Source organism: Staphylococcus sp. HMSC077D08, from assembly GCF_001837945.1.
Lineage (GTDB): Bacteria > Bacillota > Bacilli > Staphylococcales > Staphylococcaceae > Staphylococcus > Staphylococcus epidermidis.
The window spans coordinates 275,846-301,897 of the sequence record NZ_KV834762.1 but is presented as its reverse complement, the minus strand read 5'-3'; the positions used below and the strand labels follow the sequence as shown (position 1 = coordinate 301,897).

The window sequence follows — 26,052 nt, the reverse complement described above, 5'->3', positions numbered from 1 at the left end:
TGTTCAGAGTGTCCTCTGAAACACCATTGTATGAACTTCAATTCAAAAGCAAATAAAAAATAATGAAGAATTATTATTTGTAATATTTTAAAGCCCAAATTAATAAAAAGCTTTCAAAACCTAAAACAAAAACGATCTACAGTCAAAGGAAAATTGATGTGGAGCCTGTTTTTGGATTTATGAAGGCTATTTTGGGTTTCACTAGAATGTCAGTTCGAGGGATAGATAAAGCCAAAAGAGAACTAGGATTTGTGCTAATGGCACTTAATATAAAAAAAGTAACAGCTCAATGAGCTGAAAATAATCAAAAAATTATAAAAAAGACAATTTCTATATTATTTTAACAGAAATTGTCTTTTGTTACTTATACTAAAACTTTATGTCCTGGACTCTGTAATGTTAAAACTCTTTCTTAATGATTACCTATCTAAATGATCCATTGCATATTGTGCTTCTTCAGGAGTAAATCCTTCTCCATTTTCTGAAACGAGTTGATCATATAACGCTTGATTAGAAATGTTTATATTTTTTACGTAACTTTTTGCTAATCTCAATGCATTCTTTTTATAATCTACACTGATATGGTCAACAGCATACTGTGCTACGTCTGCCGGATATTTCTCTCCGTATTCCGAAGTTAATTGTTTGTATAAACTTTTCTTAGAGATAGGTAATGAATTTGCATATGATTTTGCTTGTGCTATAGCTGCATTTTGTTCGCTAGTTGGAGAAGCTACTTCATCATTTGCGTTATTGTTTTGATCTTTTGTGTTTTGCTTTAAGTTCACAGAGTCTTGTTTGTCTTTGTGCATTGATTTTTCAATATTTTTATTTCTAGTTGTTTTTACATTATTTATATCAGACTTTTCTTTCATAGTTGATGCATGTTCTGTTTGATTTGGTTTGTTTTCATTTAATAGACTAACTTGAAATAAAACTGTTAAAACTAAACCAATAGTATAGACTGATGAAACAACCAATTTCAACCAAATTTTCCAATGCGCATACCTCCACATTAGAAAGAGACCTAATGGAAAAATAAATAGCAATGTGAGAATAATAAACCAAGATTTTTGGTACCACGATTGTCGTTCTTGTTGCATAGCATAGTCCTCCTGACTATATTCTTAGCTGCCTGTAGTGATACAGTTTTTATAACTTCATTTTGTACTTTATATTAGTTTAAGTAATTGATTAACATTTTCTTCAGTAGTGGCCCAACTTGTCGCGAAGCGTACTACACGATGTTGATTATCATATTTCTCCCAAACTGCGAATTTTACCTTTTGTTTTAGTTCTTCAATTTTATCGTTACTTAAAATAAAAAATTGTTGGTTGGTTGGTGAATCAAAATAGACTTGATACCCTTTATCTATAAATCCTTTTTTTACCTTTTCAGCCATTTCAATAGCATGTCGACTTATATCAAAATATAAATCATCAGTGAATAATTCTAGAAATTGAACACCAGTTAGACGGCCTTTTGCTAATAAAGCACCATGATGTTTTATAATTGTAGTGAAGTTTTTAGGTTCATTTTGTTTAGTGAATACGATTGCTTCACCACAAAGTGCTCCAATCTTAGTACCGCCTATGTAAAACACATCACAGTATTTTGCAACATCTTCGATAGTTACATTAGTGTGATTGCTCATAAGGCCATAACCTAAACGTGCACCATCCATAAATAGTGGAATCTGATGTCTACGGCAAACTCTAGATAAAGATTGTAATTCCTCTTTAGTGTATAAAGTTCCGTATTCGGTTGGATGTGAAATATAGACCATCCCTGGATACACCATGTGTTCTTTTTTAAAATCACTTTCAAAAGTTTCTATATAATTCTCAACATCTTGAGCAGTAATTTTACCTTCTTGGGGGGGTATGGTTAGAACTTTATGTCCACTGAATTCTATAGCACCACCTTCATGGACTGCCACATGTCCTGTATCAGCGGATATAACTCCTTCATAACTATCAAGCATTGAGTTAATAACTACTTGATTGGTTTGCGTACCACCTACTAAAAATCGAATGGTAGCATCTGGACAGTCAATACGTTGTCTAATTTTATCTGCAGCTTGTGCCGAAAAGTCATCGAAGCCATATCCAGCAGCTTGTATTCGATTTGTCTCTACTAATCGATTTAAAACTTTTTCATGTGCACCTTCTAAATAATCATTTTCAAATGAAATCACAAGCGTTCCCTCCAATGTTAAATCGATATTTATTAATTTATTCGATGAAAAGTGTTGATTAGCTCTCAATTAGAAAAGATTTCAATCAATTAAAAGAGGAGCAATAAAGACATTGATGTGAATCTAGACTAATAAAATTTCTGAATATTCAATCGAATGTAATTTATTATACATCAATACCATTTAAATTAAAATATATTCTGTTCAAGATAATGAACGTTTGATTTATAAAAGATAATTCCTCTAAATTAATTGAAATTTTGTATGAAAAGTTCTATGATTTAATCAATATAATGAAAGGGGTATGGGATTTATGCAACAAATAAAATTTAAAACTTTAACTGAGGAAACACTGGAGAGCTTAGAGAAAAGTGTTAATTCGTTTTTGAAGTCTCAAGAGGGTAATGGTTATAAATTATTAAACATTACCATTAAACAAATCGAAGAACGTGCATTTCCGCATAATGACGAGGACTTTAATGCTATTTTAACATTGGTAACTGAAGTATAGTTCGGTAAATCGGCAACTAAATTTTCTTGGTGAAAGACTGAATAGGAGTATTTAGTAATGAATTTTGGATTTTTGGGCACCATTTTAACTATATTGTTAGTACTTGGGTTTATAACTAATATAGTACTGGCATTTGTCATCATTTTCCTTGAACGTGATCGACGTACTGCCAGTTCAACATGGGCGTGGTTATTCGTATTATTCGTTCTTCCTGTCATTGGATTTATTTTGTATTTATTTTTAGGACGAACGGTTTCCAAGAAAAAGATGGAAAAAAATAACGGTGATGAATTACATGCATTTGAAGATTTAGTTCAAGACCAAATCGACAGTTTTGATAAACACAATTATGGTTATATCAATGATCAAGTCATAAAACACCGTGATTTAATTCGTATGTTGTTAATGAAACAAGATGCCTTTTTAACAGAAAATAATAAAATTGATTTATTTACAGATGGTCATAAGCTTTATGAAAAAGTACTTGAGGATATTTACAATGCTCAAGACTATATACATCTAGAGTACTATACCTTTGAACTTGATGGATTAGGTAAAAGAATCTTAGATGCACTTGAAACAAAACTTAGAGAAGGTTTAGAAGTTAAACTGTTGTATGACGATGTTGGTTCTAAGAAGGTTAGATTATCAAAATTTAAACATTTCAGAGCATTAGGTGGAGAAGTTGAAGCATTTTTCCCTTCGAAAGTACCTTTAATCAATTTTAGAATGAATAATCGAAATCATAGAAAGATTATCATTATAGATGGACAAATTGGTTACATTGGCGGTTTCAATGTTGGCGATGATTATTTAGGATTAGGTAAGTTAGGTTACTGGAGAGACACACATACACGTGTTCAAGGTGAAGGCATCGATGCACTACAATTAAGATTTATTTTAGACTGGAATTCACAGTCGCATCGTCCACAATTTAAATTTGATCAAAAGTACTTCCCTAAAAAAAATGGGGACAAAGGGAACACAGCTATTCAAATCGCTTCTAGTGGACCTGCATTTGATTTACATCAAATAGAATATGGTTATACAAAAATGATAATGAGTGCTAAAAAGTCTATTTATCTACAAAGCCCTTACTTTATTCCAGACCAATCATACATTAATGCATTAAAAATGGCTGCTAATAGTGGTGTTGAAGTAAACCTTATGATTCCGTGTAAACCTGACCATCCATTCGTTTATTGGGCTACATTTTCAAATGCAGCTGATTTATTAGATAGCGGCGTTAATATTTACACTTATCAAAATGGATTTATTCACTCTAAAATATTAATGATTGATGATGAAATTTCTTCAATTGGTAGTGCAAACATGGACTTTAGAAGTTTTGAGCTGAATTTCGAAGTGAACGCATTTATATATGATGAAGATATTGCTAAACAGTTACGTCAAGCATTTGAAAAAGATATTGAGCAATCTAAATTACTTACAAAAGAAGAATACAACAAGCGCCCATTATCAATTAAATTTAAAGAAGGACTAGCAAAATTAATATCTCCAATTTTATAAAATTTCAAAATACCCTCGTTTAAATGAACGAGGGTATTTTTTTAAAAACAGTAAATATATTATGTAAACTTTTATGCACGATATGACAAATGTCATTGTTAATTAATGACATTCGGTACTAATATCACTCACTTAAACTTGCTAAATTATAAGTAACATTAATCAAGGGGTGTGACGGTAGTGATTGAACTACGACATATTTCTAAATCTTTCAAGAAACATAATGTTTTAGAAGATATAAGTATTAATATAAAAAATAATTGTTGTACGGCATTAATAGGTAAAAATGGAGCAGGTAAGTCAACGTTAATTGATATTATCGTTGGAAATAATCACTATGATAGTGGTCAAATCGCTGATAAATCAAATTTGTTAAATAAACATAAGATGGGTATTCTTTTTCAAAAAACAGAGTTTCCTAAATACATAAAGGTTTGCGAATTATTACATTTATATCAATCCTTTTATCAAACGTTTATTTCTTTTCATCAGTTTAAAGAAATCACACAATTTAGTGACCGTCAAATGGATCAGTTTGCATGTAATTTATCAGGCGGACAGCAGAGGATTTTAGATTTTGCTTTAGCATTGGTGGGTAAACCTGAACTGTTAATTTTAGATGAGCCTACGTCAGGTATGGATGTAGAAATGCGTCAACATTTTTGGAATGTTATAGAAAAATTAAAAATGAATAATACTACGATACTATATACTTCTCATTACATTGAAGAAGTTGAAAGAATGGCTGATCAAGTAATGATGTTAGATAAAGGGAAAATTCAATTAGATGATGCACCAGAAAATATAAAAAGGAATCAAAGTTATTCTGTAATTCGAATTCCATGCAAATATCAAGAACTTATCAATCAACTGAAACATAAATACGAAATTAAATTAATAAAAAATAGATATGAGATAAAAACTACTGATGTGAGTGATGTTTTACAATTATTGAAACAATATCATGTCAATTTCAATAAGATTGAAATTCTTAAAAAGTCTTTATTGGAAGTCATGTTTTCTAATGATATGTCTAAAGGAGGGAATTACCAGTGATATCAACATATTTTAAAATAGAATTAAAGATTATATTTAGAAAGAAATTGTATTTAGTTGTGTCCATATTCCTACCTGTCGTGTTTTATTTATTATTTACTTCTATATTGGACATGCCAGAAGAAGCAAAACTTAAGTTTTATAAAGAGTATATGTATAGTATGACAGTATTTAGTCTAATGAACTTTTGTCTATTGTCATTTCCATTAGATTTGATTGAAGAGCGAAATCAAGGTTGGTATAAACGGTTAATGGTGACCCCATTATCATCATTTCAATATTATTTAGTTAAAATTAGTAAGACAATGTGTCAGTTTATAATAGCAATTATAATTATTTTTTCAGTAGCTCATTTTTACAAAGATGTTCACATGACTGTTTTTCAATGGATATTCTCTGCATTAACTTTATGGATTGGTGTTAGTTTATTTTTGACTTTAGGATTGATTATCGCTCAACTCAATGATATTCAAAAAGCAAGTAGTTTTGCCAATTTACTTAATATTACACTAGCTATATTAGGAGGTTTATGGTTTCCAGTAAACACGTTTCCTGATTGGCTTCAGTCGATTTCTAAAAACATGCCAACATATAATTTAAAGCTACTTGCTATAGATTTAGCGCAAGATAAAGTGGTGAATATAGAAGCGATTGGCTATCTCATAGTCTATAGTATAATCTTTTTGAGTATTGCTTTATTCATGAATAAGAAAGGAGATGTATCCTAATGGAATCAAGAAGTTGGGGAGCGAGAATAGGGGAATTAAGTACTTTAATATATTTAATATTTCCGATTTTAGCTATATTTGTTGACAAACGTGGTAACTTATTCACTTATTTAATTGTTTGTACTATTTTTATAATCAGCTATGTGACGATTATTTTATTTTATAAACACCTTAGTGATAGTATTTTATATTCATTACTGGTTATTCATTATTTAGGAATCTTTTATTTTGTCTATAGTGTCAATCCTATGAATAGTTTGTTTTTCTTCTATAGTGCATTCGCCTTACCTTTTATTTTTAATGTTCGTGTTGTATCAAAAGAATTTATAACCTTTTTAATAGCTATGATAAGTTGCTTAATACTAACTTATATATTTAATCCAACATTTGTGGTTCCATTAAGTGCATTTTATTTGGTTATATTAATTGTTGCTGTAGGTAATTTTAAAAATAGAGACGAACGAATTATGAAAGCTAAACTTGATGAAAAGAATAAGTATATTAATGTATTAATAGCTCAACAAGAGCGTAATAGAATAAGTCAAGATCTTCATGATACATTAGGACATGTATTTGCTAGTCTTACTTTGAAGTCTGAATTAGCTGTTAAACTCATAGATACTAATCCAGAAGAAGCAAAAAATGAAATGCAGGCAATAAATCAACTTTCAACAGAAGCCTTAAATAAAGTTAGACTCATTATTGATGATTTGAAGATACAATCTTTTGAAGATGAAATTTCATCATTGGAAAACTTATTGCAAAATGCTAATCTAGATTTTAAATTTAACAATAAAAGTGCGGCTAAATCATTAAACCCAGCGAAACAATCAATATTATCTATGATTTTTAGAGAAGCAATTAATAATGTTATTAAACATGCACATGCGACTGAAGTAAAAGGTGAATTGGAGGTACATGAGCATCAAATCATTTTAAAAATTAAAGATAATGGTGTGGGAATAGAAAATGAGAATGCTTCAAATTTGAAAAGTATTAAAAAACGTGTAGATTATTTAAATGGTAAATTAATTGTACAATCAAATAATGGAACACTTATTATTGTTGAAATACCTAGAGGTGATTTATTATGATATCGCTTGTCATAACTGAGGATCAATTGATGTTAAGAAAAGCTATGGTACAACTGATAGAAATGCATGAAGAAATGAATGTACTAAAAGATTTTGAAAATGGTGTAGAAGCACTCGAGTTTATTGAAAATAATGAACCCAATGTAGCCATTTTAGATATTGAAATTCCGGGTATAACAGGCTTGGAAATCTTATCTTATGTAAGAAAAAAACAACTCAATACAAGAATAATCATAGTGACTACATTTAAACGTCCAGGTTATTTTGAAAAAGCCGTAGCAAATGATGTTGATGCTTATGTACTAAAAGAGCGTTCAATTGATGATTTAATTAAAACTATTTATAAAGTGACAAAGGGTGAGAAGGAATATAGCCCTTCGCTCATGACGTCATTGTTTACTGAATCGAATCCATTAACTCATAAAGAACAAGTTGTTTTAAGAGAAATAGGCAATGGATTAAGTAGCAAAGAGATTGCTAACAAATTGTATTTATCAAACGGGACCGTGCGTAACTATACTAGTACTATTATAGACAAAATGAATTCAGATCATCGTTTCGAGGCATGGAAAAAAGCAAATGAAAAGGGTTGGATTTAATTAATAAGAGTCCACCATTCATAATTGAGGCAGACTCTATAAAATTAAATCAATCTAACAATTATCATTACTATAAAGTTTTGATAAATAAAACTTTGTAGTGAGACAAAGTTACTGAGTGCATGATGTTTAATTTTAAACTATATATACTAAATATTATCCTATTTTAATTCTTTTTTTTACGACGAAATGATTGAATTAGGTAGACGATAAAACCAACGAACATACCTAAAAATACTGACCCCACTAAACTCACGATTAAGGGTAGTTTAAAGACAATTTGTAGTACGACACCAACAATTATTGCTACTATGACGGCAATGATTGTTATTTTATTTTCATTAGACGTATCCATTTCTTTCACTCCTAACATCATGTATTATATCATGCTCTTATAATTTGGAAAGCGAGATTGTAATTATATAAATTTGATTACTTGTAATAGTATGAAATCATTTGACGTTGGATCAAATTTTCTTTAGTATTAATCGGGATATTAAGTGAAATAAGGTGACATTATTGAAATCTAAGAAAATGTCATCGCTTTTTGTAGTAGCGATGATAGGAATACTTGTTATTATTTTTCAGTTTGTAAACCATTCTGGACCGTTTAGTGGTTCAGAATCTCAACATCAATCAGAAAAATCTAATTTAAATGGTAAAGACAAAGTATATGTGAAACGAGTTGTAGATGGTGATACATTTGTTGCTCAAAAAAATGGAGAGGAAATTAAAGTCAGATTAATTGGTGTAGATACGCCAGAGACTGTTAAGCCTAATACGCCAGTTCAACCCTATGGTAAACAAGCATCTAATTATACGAAGAAGTATCTCACGCATCAAAATGTTTATTTAGAATATGATAAAGAAAAAACTGATAGGTATGGTCGTACTTTGGCGTACGTATGGTTAAAAAATGGAGATATGTTTAACGAATCATTGGTGAAAAAAGGTCTAGCCAGAGAAAAGTATTTTTCTCCAAACGGAAAATATAGGGATACCTTCGTAAACGCTCAAGAAGAGGCAAAAAAGAGAAATTTAAATATTTGGAGCTAGTAGCGATAATTTAGAGTCTGATATTGATTGGAAATATAAAATTCATTTGTTATATCAATAAGTAGAAACTAAGTTGGACCATTTTGTTTTGCAGCGTTTTCTTATTCTAGCTAAAGAGATTAGAATAAAAAAAGAGTGATATTTAGTAGATTTCAACTACGTTTCTGACTAGTGTTTCAATAAAGTAGAAATTAGAATATCTACTTCTTAGTCTAGTGAAAAACATTATGTTTTAAAAAGATTTCTAATGTAAACTGATACGGTTTATAATTAAGTTTATTTATTCATGAAATAATTGCTATAAGTGTTGTCATATAAATGTGTGCTATGACTACTGAATCGTATTAAAACGTTAAAATTAAAAATATATATGACAACATTGTTGATAATAGATAATTTAATAAGTTGGAATGTAAAATTACAATTTAAGCTATTTTAAAATTCAAATTGGGATGAGATTTCTTATTAGAAGAAACGTTTGCAGTTAAAGAAATTTGATGTGAAACTTGTTGATAGATTTACGAAAGTTATTTTGAGTTTTATTTGTATGTCGGTTCGAAACGTAACTAAAGTCAAAAGAGAACTAGGATTTGTGCTAATGGTACTTAATATAAGAAAAGTAACAGCTCAACGAGCTAAAAATAATCAAAAAAATAATAAAAAAAGACAATTTCTATATTATTTCAATAGAAATTGTCTTTTTTTATTTATCTTGGAACTTTATGTCCCAGCCTCTTTTTTGAATTTTAATTATTCATATGTTGTTTAAAGCTTTCAGAAATTTCTTCGATTTGTTTATCAGTAAGGGGGTGCTTAGATAAATTGATAGCATCCTCAATTACTTTTTCAAGTGATATCGGAGTAGATACGGTGTCGACATATTTATCACTCTCGTCGGATCCTTCAATAATATTAACGCTACCATCACTAAAGTAGATGACGCCAATACTTTGAATTTTAAAATTATAGTCATTTTCAATTTTATCCTTTAATGCTTTTGCATTGTTTGCAGCTTTATCGTATGGATCGTGGTCATAAAATTCATATATTACACGATTATCCTGTAAAATCTCAATAAAAGTATAAACACCAGAACGTGTTGTTTTAAACTGACTATGATATCGATTGCTAATATAATGTCCGACAACCTTTTCGGTATTATATTGTGGTTGTCCTTCTTCAAGATGTTGATCTGGCACATCAAAATGATAGAACGTTTTTTGGTTCCAATTTTTAACATCCACATTTATCAAACCAACATCAGTAATGATAATAAAATCGAATGAACGTGCATATTCGAAAAGGGGATGTTTAACAGCCAAATTACTCGTAGGAACAATTGTAAATGATCGTAAACGACCTTCTTCTTTAAATCGATTTAATATTTTTCTTAATTCACGCTTGGCGTTTTTAAAAGCGTGGTGACCGACGTTATTGTTTGTACTTAACATTTGGTTTTTCAACGATAAATTTTCTTCACTTAAAGTTGAATTTTTAGAGATTAATTGATTTCTAGCATATTCTTCTGTTTCAATCCTATCTTTCATAAATTTTTGATTAAGAACCATAGCCATAATCAAAATAATAATTATTATAGATAAGATAATTGTTAAAGACATTACTACTCACCCAAATCTTTTAATATAATAAATTCTATTTGCAAGATAAATTATAAACTTCTTAAATTTTGAGTTCAATGAAAAGGAGAGGGGAAATGTGTTTTATCAAATAGTAGTGACGAAATATTTACATATCAATTAATTTTTCGTGAATTTTTATGAGAGCCCTATCATATGCGAAGCAAATAGTGATACAGTAACTTTTTATGAAAATAATTTTATTGAAAATAAAATAAATTTTACTAAATGTTCACATTTATTTGTTTGATAAGTGAAAAAAAGAATGTATAATTAACTATGAAAGCGCTTGCTCTAGGGGTGGTAACATGTACGTTAAAGAAGAAAAACCAGTGAATAAAATAGTCGAAATTTTAAGGAAAACATCATCTCATTTATTCAAATTTCACGGCGAGGTAGCGATGCATCTATTTCTAAATGATGATTTTATATTACCATCGAAAGTAGATATTTGTGTTGAGCGCAAAAAGTTATTGGAAATTATCAGAGTGATTCCTGAAGAATTTACGATTCATTATTATGATGAACAGCTAAATGAAAGATTAAGAGAATCTTTATCTTTATCAGATGTTGAACATGTTAAAATATTTAAAAACGATACAGAAGTCATGACAATATTTGTTTATGATGTTGTAAATGATGAATGGCTATTTAGGCTAGATCATCATATACGTTTACCTAAAAATAATATATATTTTCATTCTTTAAGTTGGAACGTAGATTATATCAAGCCAGAAATAGTTCTTATGTATGATTTAATGAGTGAACAAAAATATCATCAGTTTAGTAATTATAAAGCTGTTATTGATTCTCTTAGTTATTATCAATTCTATATTTTAAAATTAGTAGTAGGTGAACAGCGTATTAAAAAGGCTATAGTAAATAGTTCGGCTAAAAAGATATCTTAAAAAGATTTCTACATCATTGATACAGAGTTAATAAATTTACTTTATGTATTGAAAGTGATGTAGAAATCTTTTTTATTTTATTTACACAAATTTTTTAAACAAACGCCGTTGTAACAAAATTCGTACGTAGATAATACTGCTTTCTCAGCATCTGCTTCATGAATTCCAAACATCATTGAAATTTCAGAAGCACCTTGGTTTATCATTATTAAATTAATGTTTGATTCTGAAAGGGCATGAGTAATTTTACTAGCTGTACCAACAACTTGACTCATACCTTCACCAACAATCATTAGTACTGCTAAATCATGGTCGATACTTAATTCATCAACTTCACAACGTTTGCGTATGGCATTAAGAACTTGACTTTCTTTACCTTGAATTTGATTTGTACGCATGATAATACTTATGTTATCAATACCGGAAGGCATGTGGTCAAATGATATATTAAATTCTTCTAAAACGCCAAGAATCTTTCGTGTAAATCCAACTAATCTATTCATTAAATATTTTTTAATATTAATTACAGTAAACCCTTTATCACAACTAATTCCACTAATGACATTTTTAGAATCAATTTCACGGTCATGTAAAATGTATGTCCCTTTATCATTCGGACGATTAGTATTTTTGATAACTACCGGAATTCGATCTTTGTATAAAGGTTGTAGAGCTTCATCGTGAAAAACTCCAAATCCTGCATAAGATAGCTCTCGCATTTCCCTATAAGTTATTTCCTCAATGAGTTCAGGATTATTTATGATATTTGGATTAGCTTTATATATTCCTGATACATCAGTGAAGTTTTCATAAAGTGAGGCTCGAACGCCACGTGCTATGATAGCGCCAGTTATGTCAGAACCACCACGTGGAAACGTAACGATATAATTTTGTTTTGAGACTCCGAAAAAACCAGGAATAATTAGTTTTTCATCATAATCACGCAATTTGTATATATCATTATATGCGGAATCTAAAATTTGAGCCTGTTGTGGTAGATCAGTTACGGTTAATCCAGCTTCTTTAGGAGAAATATAACGAGTAGGAATACCTTGACTATTATTATATTGGGCTATTAATTGAGCATTAAAATTTTCGCCACAAGACAATAAAGCATCATATAAACGGTTAGGTTTGTCAGAAAGATCTTTAATATATTTCTCTAAAGTATCATTAATTGTTATTAGAATGTCATTTCCTATACCTAATTCTTCTACTATATCAGCATATCTTTGAATAATTTCTTGTTTTTTACTTTCATAATTTAATTTATTAAGTACTTTTTCATAGAGACGAATTAATAAATCAGTAGTTTTAATGTCGTCATTATGCCTTTTTCCTGGAGCTGAAACGATAATGATTTTACGTTCAGGATCTTCATTCACAATAGTTAATACTTTTTTAATTTGTTCTGCAGTTGACACAGAACTTCCACCAAACTTAGCAACTTTCATAATTTTCCTACCTTTCTAAAAAATCAGAAAATTTTATTTAGTTTTCTGATTAAGCATGGTAATATAGATTTATATTTTCAATATTAAGAACTTTACAAAAATTTAGAATGATTTTATACTAAACCATTATATAGTATTTTTCAACAGTACAATTGTTTTTCTCAAAAGCACAAACGGAGGTAATTTACATGAAAGAGTTAAATATCGCATTACTTGGTTTGGGAACTGTCGGATCAGGTGTTGTAAAGATTATTGAAGAGAATAGACAACAGATTAAAGACACCATCAATAAGGATATTGTCATTAAACATATTCTAGTCCGAGATAAATCTAAGAAACGTCCGTTAAATATTAGTCAATATCATCTTACAGAAGATATTAATGACATCTTAAATGACAATTCTATTGATATAGTCGTTGAAGTTATGGGTGGTATTGAACCTACTGTTGATTGGTTAAGAACAGCCCTTAAAAATAAAAAACATGTGATTACAGCAAATAAGGATTTACTAGCTATCCATTTAAAATTGTTAGAAGACTTAGCTGAAGAAAATGGCGTCGCTCTTAAATTTGAAGCAAGTGTGGCAGGTGGTATCCCTATTGTCAATGCTATTAATAATGGACTGAATGCAAATAATATTTCTAAATTTATGGGAATATTTAATGGAACTTCTAACTTTATTCTCTCAAAAATGACTCATGAACAAACAACTTTTAAAGATGCGTTAGAAGAAGCACAAAGATTAGGATTTGCTGAAGCTGATCCAACAGATGATGTAGAAGGTGTAGATGCTGCAAGAAAGGTAGTTATTACATCTTATTTATCTTTTAACCAAGTCATTAAACTTAATGATGTTAAATTGGTAGGAATTAGTGACATAACATTAGCAGACATCAATGCAGCAAGCGCATTAAATTATAAAATTAAATTAATAGGTAAAGGTACATATGAAAATGGATATGTGAATGCTTCAGTGGAACCGACACTGATACATAAGAATCACCAACTTGCAGCTGTAGAGAACGAATACAATGCAATATATGTTATAGGTGATGCTGTTGGCGATACAATGTTTTATGGTAAAGGTGCAGGTAGTTTAGCAACAGGAAGTGCAGTTGTAAGTGACTTATTAAATGTGGCACTTTTCTTTGAATCAAACTTACACACTTTACCACCTCATTTTGAATTAAAGACAGAGGAAACGAAAGAAATGATGGATGGTGCAGAACCAGTGGTTATTCAAGAGAAATCTAATTACTATATAGTAATTAGTCACAGTCATAAATCTTTGGAGAAAGTTGAATATGACATAAAAAAGAAATTACCATTTCATAAATCGTTGCAACTCGTTGAGAGGGATCAAGATACCTATGCAATTATTGTTACTGGAATAGAAACATCTCCAGAAAAAGTTTTAAATCAATCAGGATTTAATGTCAAGAAAGTTTATCCTGTAGAGGGAGTTTAATAATTATGAAAAGATGGCAAGGATTAGTTAAAGAATTTAAAGAATATTTACCAGTCAATCAATCTACACCGGCACTAACACTAAATGAAGGACATACACCACTTATTTATTGTGAAAATCTTTCTCAAAAATTAGATATTCAATTATATGTTAAATATGAAGGAGCAAACCCGACTGGCTCATTTAAAGATCGTGGTATGGTTATGGCTGTAACAAAGGCAAAAGAACAAGGGAAAAAAGTTGTTATTTGTGCTTCTACTGGTAATACTTCAGCATCAGCAGCTGCTTATGCTGCAAGAGCTGGTTTAAAAGCAATTGTTGTAATCCCTGAAGGTAAAATAGCATTGGGTAAATTATCACAAGCAGTTATGTATGGTGCAGAAATTGTGTCTATAGAAGGAAACTTCGATGAAGCACTTGAAATTGTCAAAGAGATTGCTGAAGAAAATGATGAAATTGAATTAGTTAATTCTGTTAATCCATTTAGAATTGAAGGACAAAAGACAGGTGCCTTTGAAATTGTTGAACAGTTAGATGGTCAAGCCCCTGACATTTTAGCAATACCAGTGGGAAATGCAGGTAATATAACTGCTTATTGGCAAGGATTTGTTGAGTATCATAATAAAAAGAATACTCAATTACCACAAATGTTTGGCTTCCAAGCAGAAGGAGCATCTCCAATTGTTCAAAATAAAATAATCAAAAATCCAGAAACAATAGCTACAGCTATTCGAATAGGGAATCCTGCTAGTTGGCAAAAAGCTGTTAATGCACTCGATGAATCAAACGGTTTAATTGATAGTGTGACAGATGAAGAAATTTTAGAAGCTTATCAATTAATGACAACAAAGGAAGGTGTTTTTAGTGAACCAGCGAGTAATGCTTCAATTGCAGGTCTAATCAAACTTCATCGCTCTGGTAAGTTACCTAAAGGTAAAAAGATAGTAGCAATATTAACTGGGAATGGACTTAAAGATCCTGACACAGCTATTTCTCTTTTAGATAATCCTATCCAACCTTTACCCAATAATAAAGAAAGTATAATCAGATATATCAAAGGGGCAATCTAGTATGGAGGAAGTTTTAAAACTCAAAATCCCTGCATCAACCGCGAATCTAGGCGTAGGATTTGACTCAATTGGTATGGCATTGGATAAATATTTGCATATGTCTATACGTAAGATTGAAAAATCTAATTGGGATTTTCAATATTATAGTTCAGAACTAGAAGGTTTACCTAAAGATGACAATAATTATATTTATCAAACTGCTGTAAATGTTGCGCGTAAATACAATGTTACACTCCCAAGCTTGCAAATCGAAATGAGAAGTGATATTCCATTAGCTAGAGGATTAGGTTCATCTGCCTCTGCATTAGTCGGGGCTCTTTTTATTGCTAATTACTTTGGTAATATTCAATTATCTAAATACGAATTGTTACAGCTAGCGACTGAAATTGAGGGACACCCTGATAATGTAGCACCTACAATATATGGAGGTTTGATTGCAGGTTTTTATAATCCAATAACTAAAATAACAGATGTTGCTAGAATAGAAATTCCGCACGTAGATATAATTTTAACTATACCTCCATATGAGCTTCGCACTGAAGACTCTAGAAGGGTATTACCCGATACATTTTCACATAAAGGTGCTGTGCAAAATAGTGCCATTAGTAACACTATGATTTGTGCTCTCATTCAGCACAAATATAAACTTGCTGGAAAGATGATGGAACAAGATGGTTTTCATGAACCATATAGACAACATCTTATTCCAGAATTCAATCAAGTACGTCAACTATCACGTCAACATGATGCATATGCAACCGTTATAAGTGGAGCTGGACCTACGATACTCACTCTTTGTCCAAAAGAAAAAAGTGGTAAATTAGTTAGAACACTACGTGAGAAAATTAATAATTGTGCTTCAGAACTAGTAACAATTAATGAAATGGGTGTTAAAGAGGAAGTAGTGTACCTAAAGTCCTAAATTATTGTAAAATATAGTTAAGAATAAACTTTTAATAACTCTTGAAAGGAGTTCTATACTATATGACTCAGTATAAAATGGTAGTTTTAGATATGGATGATACTTTAATGAACAGTGATAATAAATTGTCCATTGAGACAAAATCTTACTTATTAGATATTCAAAAGCGTGGTTATTATGTGGTATTGGCCTCTGGTCGTCCAACAGAAGGTATGTTACCTACTGCGAGAGATTTAGAGTTAAATAAATACAATAGCTTCATTATTAGTTATAATGGAGGTAAAACTATAAATATGGCTAATGAGAATGTAGAGGTCGATCAGCCTGTTTCAAAAGAAAATTTCGATAATATTGTAGATTATTGTAGAGATAAGAACTTTTTAGTACTTACTTATGATAATGGATATATCATTCACGATAGTAGTCATGAATACATGAACATAGAATCACAACTTACCGGATTACCTATGAATCGTGTTGCTGATTTGAAGGAATATATTAATCATAGTGTGCCTAAAGTTATGGGTGTGGATTATGTAAGTCATATTACTGAGGCACGTATTGAATTGGATGGTAACTTCAATAAAGACATTGATGTGACAACGAGTAAGCCTTTTTTCCTAGAGTTTATGGCAAAGAATGTTTCGAAGGGAAACGCAATAAAAGCACTTTGTAAAAGATTACAAATTCCTCTAGAAGAAGTCATAGTATTCGGGGATAGTTTGAATGATAAGTCAATGTTTGAAGTTGCTGGATATTCTGTAGCAATGGGAAATGCTAGCGATGAACTCAAGAAAATTGCTGACGAAGTAACTTTAGATAATAATTCTAATGGTATTCCTTATGCATTAAAAGAAATTTTGGTTTAAAGCATTATTTCAATGAATTAGTGTGAAAATTAATAATTTTAAGGTTAATTGAAACTGACTTCTCTGCCTATGAGTGGTAAGTCATAAAACAACGTCGATATAAATATAAGTAAGAACTTTTCATGTTAATATATTATATGAGTCTGTGACATAATTCCTAGAAAAATAGCCCGTAAATGAATTTTCAAAATTTATTTACGGGCTTCTTTATTCATGATATAAGTTACATAATTAATCTTCATCCATGCCAATGAATATATTTAAATTTTTGTTTACTTTTTCTTTTCTTTCAAATCAATTGAAAATCAAGACTTTCAATTGACTTGCTATTTCGCAGTATGTGTCCAGTCATGTTTCCCTTTAAAACGTTTAACATGTGCATAGACTTGATTTGCAGCATAATCTAGATTTGTATAAACTGTAATACTATATGCTGATTGATTGACCCCAAAAGGTTCTTCAAGAAATACTTCTTTAAGATGTGAGAAAAGGTCATTCATTTGCGTGTGCTCTAAGCTTGGATATTCTCTCAAAGTCCGTTTTAAGAGCTTACCATTTTTTTCTTCAAGTGCTTGAACAACTATAACAAAGCGTTCCTCTTTCTTTATAACATCATCGAATAAATTTGTTTGTCCAACCATGTTATCCACCTCTATACCATTTTATTATCTTTATTATACATTATAAGTTTTAATCATAAAATAACGAAAATTTATGTACGGTATTAAATCATAAATAAGAAGGTGAACAAAATTCCTATCGAATTCGAAGCTCCAACACAGTCTATAGTCACGATGTATATTTTCAGTAAAAATTAAGTATGAAGTACTCTTTAGCATCGAGGATATTGATATTGAAAGTGATGTAAGCATTTTGGGGTCAACTATCAATTACTAATATTAAGAAGGCCTGTGACAAATACACACGTCACAGGCCTTCTTAATAATTAATTCTTGTAATTATGCGGAGTTAAATCTATTTCTTCCAGTTTGACAAAATGTGTCCGTTTGATTAATTTATGAGCAATATAGATGATTGCTAGAATAAATAATGGTGTAAAGTTTCGAATGACACCTAAAATATCACCAGATGCGATACTACCAAAGGAACTACCTAATAATAAGAATAATAATGTGAAAAGGACAATAATAGGTCCTACTGGGTAAAAAGGTGCTTTATATGGCAACAGTTTATCTGGATTTTTACCCTGTTTTTTAATTGCTTGTCTTAATCTAATTTGTGACCAAATACTAGATCCCCAAACGACAATAACCATAGATCCTATGATATTTAATAAGTTAAATACAGCATTAGCATTAAAATTAGCATAAACAATGACTAATACAATAATAATATATGTTGTAATTAATGCACGCATAGGTAATTTAGTCTTATCATTGAGTTTTCCAAAGAATTTAGGTGCTTGTTTATCAGCACTTAAAGAAAATAGCATTCTACTTGTTGTATAAATACCAGAGTTAGCTGCTGATAATAATGATGTTAAGATAACAGCATTGATGACTGATGCAGCAAAAGCGATTCCTATTCTATCGAAAACAATTGTAAACGGACTTTGTGATACAGACTCACTTTCATTAAGTAAAAGTGGGTCTGTATATGGAATGATGGCAGCTATCACAGCTATAGACAATACGTAAAAAAGTAATATTCTCCAAAATACCTGTTTTATAGCTTTAGGCATTGATTTTTCAGGATTATTTGATTCACCAGCTGTTACTGCGACTACTTCAGTACCACCAACTGAAAATCCAGCAACTAAAAGAACGCTTAATATGCCTGATATTCCACCGACAAAAGGTGCTTGACCTTTTGTATAATTCTCAAAGCCATATGTATGACCACCAAGAATACCGAAAATCATCATAATTCCAAAAATAATAAATACTATTATAGTAATGACTTTGATAAGTGATAACCAAAACTCAGTTTCTCCAAAAGCTTTAACAGAAAAAATATTAATTAAAAACAACAGAGTTAAAAAAATTAAGCTCCATGTAAGTGGATTTAAAACTTTAAATACATCCCAATATTGTAATACATTGGAAGCAACAATGATATCTACACTTGTTACAAGTGACCACATACCCCAATACAACCAACCCATGGTAAAACCAAGTGACGAATCAACAAATCTGGTAGAGTATGAACTAAAAGAACCAGAAACCGGATAGAAAGTTGCTAATTCTCCTATTGATGACATTAAAAAATAAAGCATGATACCAATTAGTATATAAGCTAATATAGCTCCTCCCGGACCAGCTTGAGAAATGACACTTCCAGTTGCCACAAAAAGTCCAGTACCTATAGCGCCACCTATAGCTATCATGGATATATGTCTCGAATTGAGACCACGTTTCATATTATTATCTTCCATATGCCGTCTCCCATCTATCTTAAAATATATCCTTCATTTTAATCTTTTTAAAGATACTATTCAATAACTTTTTAGTACTTTAAAGCGTAATTGTTAAATTTTTCTGATATTTCTTATATTTTTCTAACAATAACTTTAAAATAAGTTTATTTGCTATCGGAAAGGGGTTTAATTAAAATGGATACTACATAGTAATCAATATTAAATATAAAGGTGAGGGGGAGCTTGCTATGTCAAAACAGGATGGAAAATTAACTGGACTTTTTGGTGCGCCAGTTTCGGATAGAGAAAATAGTATGACAGCAGGACAACGTGGACCATTATTAATGCAGGACGTTTATTATTTAGAACAAATGTCTCACTTCGATAGAGAAGTGATTCCTGAACGTCGTATGCATGCGAAAGGTTCAGGTGCATTTGGAACGTTCACAGTTACAAATGACATCACACAATATACAAATGCGAAAATATTCTCAGAAGTCGGAAAACAAACAGAGATGTTTGCACGTTTTTCTACCGTATCAGGAGAACGTGGAGCAGCAGATTTAGAACGTGATATACGTGGGTTTGCTTTGAAATTCTACACTGAAGATGGAAACTGGGATTTAGTAGGTAACAATACGCCAGTTTTCTTCTTTAGAGATCCTAAACTATTTATTAGTTTGAATCGTGCTGTAAAACGAGATCCACGTACAAATATGAGAAGTGCACAAAATAACTGGGACTTTTGGACAGGTCTCCCTGAAGCATTGCATCAAGTGACAATATTAATGTCAGACAGAGGTATGCCAAAAGGATTCCGAAATATGCATGGATTCGGATCTCATACGTATTCTATGTATAATGATAAAGGTGAACGTGTATGGGTTAAATATCATTTCCGTACACAACAAGGAATTGAAAACTATACTGACGAGGAAGCAGCTAAAATTGTAGGTATGGATAGAGATTCTTCACAGAGGGATTTATATAATGCTATCGAAAATGGAGATTATCCAAAATGGAAAATGTACATTCAAGTTATGACAGAGGAACAAGCTAAAAATCATCCAGACAATCCTTTTGATTTAACAAAGGTATGGTATAAAAAAGACTATCCACTGATTGAAGTGGGAGAATTTGAGTTGAATCGTAATCCTGAGAATTATTTTCTTGATGTAGAGCAGGCAGCGTTTGCGCCTACAAATATTGTTCCTGGGTTAGATTATTCACCAGATAAAATGCTACAAGGACGTTTATTCTCATATGGAGATGCCCAACGTTATCGTTTAGGAGTTAATCATTGGCAGATTCCTGTCAATCAACCTAAGGGAGTTGGAGTTGAGAACTTGTGTCCATTTAGTCGTGATGGACAAATGCGTTTCTTAGATAATAACCAAGGTGGAGGCCCACATTATTATCCTAATAATCAAGGTATATATGAGTCACAGCCTGAACACAAGAAGCCACCATTCCCGACAGATGGTGATGGTTATGAATATAATTATCGCCAGGATGATGACAATTACTTTGAACAGCCAGGTAAATTATTCAGATTACAGTCCGAAGATGCAAAAGAGCGTATCTTCACAAATACAGCTAATGCAATGGATGGGGTCTCTAAAGATGTCAAAGTTCGCCACATTCGCCACTGCTATAAAGCTGATCCAGAATATGGGAAAGGTGTAGCAAAAGCTTTAGATATTGATATCAATCAAATTGATTTAGAGACAAACCAAGACGAAACATATGAAAACTTTAAATAATCTAAAATTCATAGATTGCTTACCACTGAATTTTATGATACAATCTTAAATCGTAAGAATTCCTAACAACATTAGAAAGGGTGTTTAACGTGCGCGTAAATATTACATTAGCCTGCACAGAGTGTGGCGATCGTAACTATATTACTACTAAAAATAAACGTAATAATCCTGAACGCATTGAAATGAAAAAATATTGCCCAAGATTAAATAAATATACGTTACATCGTGAAACAAAATAATTACTTATCTTTCAAATACGACAATTTGAAACGAAAACTCTCCTTAACTCATAGGGGAGTTTTTTTAGTTTATACATAGATAGAAGGATTTTCACTTGTATATTTTGAAATATATGTTATTCTATAAAACGTAATAATTACGATTTGTAGAAAGAGGTTATAATATATGGCGAAAAAATCTAAAATAGCAAAAGAGCAAAAAAGACAAGAATTAGTAAATAAATATTACGAGTTACGTAAAGAATTAAAAGCAAAAGGAGACTACGAAGCATTAAGAAAGTTACCAAGAGATTCATCTCCAACTAGACTAACTAGAAGATGTAAAGTAACTGGTAGACCTAGAGGTGTGTTACGTAAGTTTGAAATGTCTAGAATTGCATTTAGAGAACATGCGCATAAAGGTCAAATTCCAGGTGTAAAAAAATCTAGTTGGTAAAAATTTACTACTTAGGTCCATTTACAATAGAAGAAAAACAATGTACATTTAAAAAGGATGAATAATATGAATGATTTTTACAAAATTAAAGGTATTATTCGTATATTGAATAAATATTTTGAAGATTAATTCTATTGTAAGGGGTTAAAAAAGATGAAAATTTTTGATTATGAAGATATACAATTAATTCCCAATAAATGTATTGTTGAAAGTAGATCTGAGTGTAATACTTCGGTTAAATTTGGGCCTCGTACTTTTAAATTGCCAGTTGTTCCAGCAAACATGCAAACAGTCATGAATGAAGAACTTGCGCAATGGTTTGCAGAAAACGATTATTTTTATATCATGCATAGATTTAATGAAGAAAATAGAATTCCATTTATAAAAAAAATGCATCATGAAGGGTTATTTGCTTCTATTTCTGTTGGTGTTAAAGAAAACGAATTTAATTTTATTGAAAAATTAGCTTCTTCATCGCTCATACCAGAATATATAACAATTGATATTGCTCATGGTCACTCAAATTCAGTTATAAATATGATTAAGCATATAAAAAAACATTTACCAAATAGTTTTGTGATAGCTGGAAATGTTGGGACTCCTGAAGGAGTAAGAGAACTTGAGAATGCTGGTGCAGATGCTACAAAAGTAGGTATTGGTCCAGGAAGAGTATGTATTACTAAAATTAAAACTGGATTTGGTACAGGAGGTTGGCAACTTTCTGCGTTAAACCTTTGTAATAAGGCAGCTAGAAAACCTATTATTGCAGATGGAGGGTTAAGAACCCACGGTGATATAGCCAAATCAATTCGTTTTGGTGCCTCTATGGTGATGATTGGGTCTTTGTTTGCTGCCCACGAGGAATCACCGGGTGAAACCGTCGAGCTAGATGGCAAAAAATATAAAGAATATTTTGGTAGTGCCTCAGAATATCAAAAAGGTGAACATAAGAACGTTGAAGGTAAAAAAATGTTTGTAGAACACAAAGGATCTCTTAAAGATACGCTTACTGAAATGGAACAAGATTTACAGAGTTCAATTTCATATGCAGGAGGAAAGGACTTGAAGTCATTAAGAACAGTTGATTACGTCATAGTTAGAAATTCAATTTTTAATGGTGATAGAGATTAGTAAAAAGTAGTAGGTGAATACAATTAAAAGATTTCTTTTATTGATTACAGTTTTACTTTGCATCGTTATTTTTACGCCAGTCAAAGAAACTACTTTTATGATAAAAGCTCAAAATGATATACGTCATCAAATTAATCGATGGATTGATTCTGATTCAAATGACGATAATACTCAATTAGCGATTCCTAAAAAACAAGAATTTGCAATCAACAATATACAGATGAATATGACTAGAAAAGATGTTGAAGCACAGTTGGGACGGCATAAGCGTATGACTTCGAGTGTGTATGGCACAAATTGGTACACATATTATTCAAATGATTATAATCAATTTTTGATGGTGAGTTATATTAACAATCATGTTAATGCATTGTATACAAATCAAAATCTTATTTCATCTAAATCTCAAATTAAGTATGATACTCCTAAAGATGTTGTTAGGGAAAGATATGGGTCCCCGATTCAAGTTATAAAAAAAGGAAAAGTTGGTTTTGATGTAAAAAGTAATGAGTATGATGTTTTCCATAAAGACCATATTTATACCACAGTATTTTATGATAAACACAGAGATAATGGTGTGAAGTCATTATTACAAGTGAGTGAGAAAATGGAAAATCGTTTAAGATATCAATATGGTAGACCATCTAAATTACTTGCAAAGAGTTTTGAGTTGCAAAATTTTGACATTGTTAATGCTGAAAGAAAACAACATGGCTTAAAAACATTAGATTATTCCAAGGATGTTTCTCATACTGCGCGTAAGCATAGTATTGACATGGTTAAGCATAATTACTTTGACCATGTAAATGAAAAGAAACTTTCTCCTTTTGATAGATTAAAAAAAGATGGAATCGAATTTAAAGCTGCTGGAGAAAATTTAGCATATGGACAATTGAATAGTATCTATGCACATGAAGGTTTGATGAATTCATTGGGGCATAGAAAGAATATTTTAAACACTCATTTTGATTATTTAGGCGTAGGTGTATATTTCAATGATCGAAGACAACCCTTTTGGACTGAAAATTATACAAGTTAAATGTTTATATATATGACTTATGGGTATAAATAGTCCGTAAGGATGTAGATAAATATGAAGCAAAAAAGTAAAAAGCAAACTGATATACTTGAAAAAGTGAAAGAAATATTAGATAAGAACAAAAAAACAAAATCGGTTGGTCAGAAGTTGTATTGAATTTTTCTCTCACAACAGGTGTAGTTCAGAGTAAAAAATTTGATAAAAGCCGTTATCTTAACACTAACACTGGCATCGAGATTAATATATTCAATACCCTAGGACATTAGTTGCTGTCCTAGGGTATTGTTTTTAAACCATATAAAAAATATAAGGAGGCCTACACTTAAAAATAAGAAATTGATTATAAATTTATTACATTTCTCTATATAATCCTATTACTTTACCTATTACAATGACATTATCTAAGTAAATAGGCTCCATAGTACTATTTTCAGGTTGTAGTCTATAACGATTTTTTTCTTTATAGAAGCGTTTAACAGTAGCTTCTTCATCTTCAGTCATAGCTACTATAATATCACCATTTTCAGCAATAGTTTGACTTCGTACAATTACTTTGTCGCCATCTAATATTCCAGCTTCAATCATACTTTCCCCAACTACATTTAAAATAAATATATCGCTGTTATGTGTTGAAGTTAAGTGCTCTGGTAGTGGAAAATATTCTTCTATATTTTCTACAGCGGTAATTGGAACGCCGGCCGTAACTTTACCGATAACCGGAACATGAATTGTTTCCTCTACATTTACCTCATCTAATTGTTCGCTAACTATCTCGATAGCTCTAGGTTTAGTAGGATCTCTTCTTATATATCCTTTTTCTTCTAATCTAGATAAATGTCCATGTACTGTAGAACTTGAAGCTAAACCGACAGCTTCGCCAATTTCTCGAACACTTGGTGGATAACCTTTTGTTTGAACAATTTTCTTAATATAATCATATATTTCACTTTGTCGCTTAGTGAGTTCTCTCATAAATAGGCACTCCTTATTATTGTTTGAGATAATTATATCATTAATTACCTTTTCTAACAAACATTTGTTCGCAATGTTGTTGACACAGAACTTATGTTCTGATAAATTACTTATACAAACAAATGTTCTAGGAGTGAGATTGGATGATTTTAAAATACAAATATAAATTTTTAACATATATGGCAATAGTAATAGTGTCTTGTATTGTTTTTTTAACTTTCTTTTTAAGCGTTAACCAAGGTGCTCAATCAGAACAAACGTACGAAATGACTGACCACAAGATTCATCAACATAATCAAAAAGGAACTACTCAAAACTATAAAGACAAACAAAATAGCGAACAGAATGATCAGTCTGTGTTCGCATTAGTCAATTAATTTTCATATTATCTACTGTAAAATGAGCGTAACAATTTGGTTATGCTTATTTTTTTGATATATTCTACTCAAGTAATAAGTATCATTAAAACTAACAGAATATTTGTTAATTATTATCATAACAATAAAATTTTATGCATTAAGAAAGAGGTTTCAAATGAGTAAAGAAAATTTAAATATTGATAGAATAAATGAATTAGCCAGAAAAAAGAAAGAACAGGGCTTAACCAATGAAGAGGCTAAAGAACAGACTAAATTAAGAAAACAGTATTTAGAAGAATTTAGAAAAGGTTTTAAACAACAGATAGAAAATACTAAGGTCATTGATCCTGAAGGAAATGATGTGACACCTGAAAAGTTAAAAAAGATACAAGAAGAGAATCACAATAAATAAAACAATAGAGTTCGACTCATCATTGATATATAAGTTGAAAATTTTCGTAGTCATTGATGATTTACTTAGAAATAATTTATTTTTAATTAACTTTTAGGGAGTTAAACTAGGTATATAGTTTGAATCCAGTTATATCCTTAGATCTAATTTATCTGATTTTTCTTTATCATTTTAAAATAAAATAAGTTATAATTAAAAATAGATATTAATTGTAGAAGGGAAG

27 protein-coding genes and 2 pseudogenes are annotated in these 26,052 nt (G+C 30.6%); 21 read left to right on the top strand and 8 right to left on the bottom strand.

Translation table 11 applies throughout. From position 1 onward, the window contains the following. Positions 1–373, top strand: a pseudogene (locus HMPREF2663_RS12290) (transposase); the annotation flags it as partial. Between the two features lie 46 nt (positions 374–419). On the opposite strand, the gene HMPREF2663_RS05905 reads toward HMPREF2663_RS12290, so the two are convergent. Together HMPREF2663_RS05905 and HMPREF2663_RS05900 are read right to left on the bottom strand one after the other, a co-directional pair. Then, positions 420–1,103, bottom strand: a complete 684-nt coding sequence (locus HMPREF2663_RS05905) for an Ltp family lipoprotein (RefSeq protein ID WP_002489933.1) — start codon at positions 1,101–1,103, stop codon at positions 420–422. Positions 1,104–1,172: 69 nt separating this feature from the next. Next, entirely contained in the window at positions 1,173–2,198 is a 1,026-nt protein-coding gene (locus HMPREF2663_RS05900; RefSeq protein ID WP_070845980.1) for a threonine aldolase family protein, read from the bottom strand. 313 nt (positions 2,199–2,511) lie between these two features. On the opposite strand from HMPREF2663_RS05900, the gene HMPREF2663_RS05895 reads away from it, so the two are divergent. The 6 genes from HMPREF2663_RS05895 (at position 2,512) to HMPREF2663_RS05870 (ending at position 7,716) form a co-directional block, all read left to right on the top strand. Further along, positions 2,512–2,709 (top strand): hypothetical protein, encoded by a 198-nt coding sequence (locus HMPREF2663_RS05895; protein ID WP_002458409.1) that lies wholly within the window; start codon positions 2,512–2,514, stop codon positions 2,707–2,709. Positions 2,710–2,766: 57 nt separating this feature from the next. Further along, positions 2,767–4,239: a cardiolipin synthase gene (cls, locus tag HMPREF2663_RS05890; RefSeq protein WP_002446338.1), complete on the top strand. Its 1,473-nt coding sequence runs from the start codon at positions 2,767–2,769 to the stop codon at positions 4,237–4,239. A 180-nt stretch (positions 4,240–4,419) separates the two neighbouring features. Next, entirely contained in the window at positions 4,420–5,295 is an 876-nt protein-coding gene (locus HMPREF2663_RS05885) for an ABC transporter ATP-binding protein (RefSeq protein ID WP_002446339.1), read from the top strand. Then, positions 5,292–6,023 carry an ABC transporter permease gene (locus HMPREF2663_RS05880; protein ID WP_070845978.1) on the top strand — a complete coding sequence of 244 codons (732 nt, stop codon included), beginning with the start codon at positions 5,292–5,294 and terminating at the stop codon, positions 6,021–6,023. The genes HMPREF2663_RS05885 and HMPREF2663_RS05880 overlap by 4 nt, the downstream gene beginning before the upstream one ends. Next, on the top strand, positions 6,023–7,117 hold the full coding sequence (locus tag HMPREF2663_RS05875) for an ATP-binding protein (protein WP_070845976.1): 1,095 nt from the start codon (positions 6,023–6,025) through the stop codon (positions 7,115–7,117). Before HMPREF2663_RS05880 ends, HMPREF2663_RS05875 begins: the two co-directional genes overlap by 1 nt. Next, positions 7,114–7,716 carry a response regulator transcription factor gene (locus HMPREF2663_RS05870; RefSeq protein WP_002474890.1) on the top strand — a complete coding sequence of 201 codons (603 nt, stop codon included), beginning with the start codon at positions 7,114–7,116 and terminating at the stop codon, positions 7,714–7,716. The genes HMPREF2663_RS05875 and HMPREF2663_RS05870 overlap by 4 nt, the downstream gene beginning before the upstream one ends. Before the next feature lie 166 nt (positions 7,717–7,882). Here the strand turns inward: HMPREF2663_RS05870 and HMPREF2663_RS05865 are convergent, their stop codons facing one another. Continuing rightward, positions 7,883–8,071, bottom strand: coding sequence for a membrane protein (locus HMPREF2663_RS05865; RefSeq protein ID WP_001829458.1), 189 nt, complete (start codon positions 8,069–8,071; stop codon positions 7,883–7,885). Positions 8,072–8,235: 164 nt separating this feature from the next. On the opposite strand from HMPREF2663_RS05865, the gene HMPREF2663_RS05860 reads away from it, so the two are divergent. Both HMPREF2663_RS05860 and HMPREF2663_RS13005 read left to right on the top strand, forming a co-directional pair. Continuing rightward, a complete protein-coding gene (locus HMPREF2663_RS05860; RefSeq protein WP_002474894.1) occupies positions 8,236–8,772 on the top strand; it encodes a thermonuclease NucI in 537 nt (178 codons plus the stop codon). Between the two features lie 416 nt (positions 8,773–9,188). Beyond that, positions 9,189–9,515 (top strand): annotated as a pseudogene (locus HMPREF2663_RS13005) (IS5/IS1182 family transposase); the annotation flags it as partial. 3 nt (positions 9,516–9,518) lie between these two features. Here HMPREF2663_RS13005 and HMPREF2663_RS05850 read toward each other — a convergent pair. Beyond that, the gene (locus tag HMPREF2663_RS05850; protein WP_002474892.1) at positions 9,519–10,391 is read right to left on the bottom strand and encodes a hypothetical protein; all 873 of its coding nucleotides are present in this window, start codon (positions 10,389–10,391) and stop codon (positions 9,519–9,521) included. Between the two features lie 326 nt (positions 10,392–10,717). Between HMPREF2663_RS05850 and HMPREF2663_RS05845 the strand changes: the two genes are divergently transcribed. Continuing rightward, a complete protein-coding gene (locus HMPREF2663_RS05845; protein ID WP_002446346.1) occupies positions 10,718–11,317 on the top strand; it encodes a hypothetical protein in 600 nt (199 codons plus the stop codon). A 77-nt stretch (positions 11,318–11,394) separates the two neighbouring features. Here the strand turns inward: HMPREF2663_RS05845 and HMPREF2663_RS05840 are convergent, their stop codons facing one another. Further along, positions 11,395–12,771, bottom strand: coding sequence for an aspartate kinase (locus HMPREF2663_RS05840; RefSeq protein WP_070845974.1), 1,377 nt, complete (start codon positions 12,769–12,771; stop codon positions 11,395–11,397). Between the two features lie 188 nt (positions 12,772–12,959). Here HMPREF2663_RS05840 and HMPREF2663_RS05835 point away from each other — a divergent pair, with 188 nt between their 5' ends. The 4 genes from HMPREF2663_RS05835 (at position 12,960) to HMPREF2663_RS05820 (ending at position 17,101) form a co-directional block, all read left to right on the top strand. Then, complete coding sequence (locus HMPREF2663_RS05835; RefSeq protein ID WP_002446348.1) at positions 12,960–14,240, top strand: homoserine dehydrogenase; 1,281 nt, start codon at positions 12,960–12,962, stop codon at positions 14,238–14,240. Between the two features lie 5 nt (positions 14,241–14,245). After that, complete coding sequence (gene thrC / locus HMPREF2663_RS05830) at positions 14,246–15,310, top strand: threonine synthase (RefSeq protein WP_002446349.1); 1,065 nt, start codon at positions 14,246–14,248, stop codon at positions 15,308–15,310. A gap of 1 nt (position 15,311) precedes the next feature. After that, a complete protein-coding gene (thrB, locus tag HMPREF2663_RS05825; RefSeq protein ID WP_002475747.1) occupies positions 15,312–16,232 on the top strand; it encodes a homoserine kinase in 921 nt (306 codons plus the stop codon). Positions 16,233–16,294: 62 nt separating this feature from the next. Continuing rightward, positions 16,295–17,101, top strand: coding sequence for a Cof-type HAD-IIB family hydrolase (locus tag HMPREF2663_RS05820; protein WP_002475749.1), 807 nt, complete (start codon positions 16,295–16,297; stop codon positions 17,099–17,101). 326 nt (positions 17,102–17,427) lie between these two features. Here the strand turns inward: HMPREF2663_RS05820 and HMPREF2663_RS05815 are convergent, their stop codons facing one another. Beyond that, complete coding sequence (locus HMPREF2663_RS05815) at positions 17,428–17,742, bottom strand: hypothetical protein (RefSeq protein WP_070845972.1); 315 nt, start codon at positions 17,740–17,742, stop codon at positions 17,428–17,430. A gap of 305 nt (positions 17,743–18,047) precedes the next feature. Next, positions 18,048–19,496, bottom strand: a complete 1,449-nt coding sequence (locus tag HMPREF2663_RS05810; RefSeq protein WP_002446353.1) for an amino acid permease — start codon at positions 19,494–19,496, stop codon at positions 18,048–18,050. A 230-nt stretch (positions 19,497–19,726) separates the two neighbouring features. On the opposite strand from HMPREF2663_RS05810, the gene HMPREF2663_RS05805 reads away from it, so the two are divergent. The 5 genes from HMPREF2663_RS05805 (at position 19,727) to HMPREF2663_RS05785 (ending at position 24,086) form a co-directional block, all read left to right on the top strand. Continuing rightward, the gene (locus tag HMPREF2663_RS05805) at positions 19,727–21,241 is read left to right on the top strand and encodes a catalase (protein ID WP_002475746.1); all 1,515 of its coding nucleotides are present in this window, start codon (positions 19,727–19,729) and stop codon (positions 21,239–21,241) included. A gap of 89 nt (positions 21,242–21,330) precedes the next feature. Beyond that, a complete protein-coding gene (rpmG, locus tag HMPREF2663_RS05800) occupies positions 21,331–21,480 on the top strand; it encodes a 50S ribosomal protein L33 (protein WP_001831295.1) in 150 nt (49 codons plus the stop codon). Positions 21,481–21,646: 166 nt separating this feature from the next. Next, complete coding sequence (gene rpsN, locus HMPREF2663_RS05795) at positions 21,647–21,916, top strand: 30S ribosomal protein S14 (protein ID WP_001831302.1); 270 nt, start codon at positions 21,647–21,649, stop codon at positions 21,914–21,916. Positions 21,917–22,069: 153 nt separating this feature from the next. Further along, positions 22,070–23,047, top strand: a complete 978-nt coding sequence (gene guaC / locus HMPREF2663_RS05790; RefSeq protein ID WP_002446355.1) for a GMP reductase — start codon at positions 22,070–22,072, stop codon at positions 23,045–23,047. A gap of 13 nt (positions 23,048–23,060) precedes the next feature. Further along, positions 23,061–24,086, top strand: coding sequence for a CAP domain-containing protein (locus HMPREF2663_RS05785; protein ID WP_002446356.1), 1,026 nt, complete (start codon positions 23,061–23,063; stop codon positions 24,084–24,086). 351 nt (positions 24,087–24,437) lie between these two features. On the opposite strand, the gene lexA is transcribed toward HMPREF2663_RS05785, so the two are convergent. Continuing rightward, positions 24,438–25,058, bottom strand: coding sequence for a transcriptional repressor LexA (lexA, locus tag HMPREF2663_RS05780; RefSeq protein ID WP_002446357.1), 621 nt, complete (start codon positions 25,056–25,058; stop codon positions 24,438–24,440). A 143-nt stretch (positions 25,059–25,201) separates the two neighbouring features. On the opposite strand from lexA, the gene sosA reads away from it, so the two are divergent. Beyond that, positions 25,202–25,435: a DNA damage-induced cell division inhibitor SosA gene (gene sosA / locus HMPREF2663_RS05775; RefSeq protein WP_002446358.1), complete on the top strand. Its 234-nt coding sequence runs from the start codon at positions 25,202–25,204 to the stop codon at positions 25,433–25,435. Positions 25,436–25,592: 157 nt separating this feature from the next. Further along, entirely contained in the window at positions 25,593–25,829 is a 237-nt protein-coding gene (locus HMPREF2663_RS05770; RefSeq protein ID WP_002446359.1) for a DUF896 domain-containing protein, read from the top strand. Positions 25,830–26,052 lie beyond the last annotated feature (223 nt).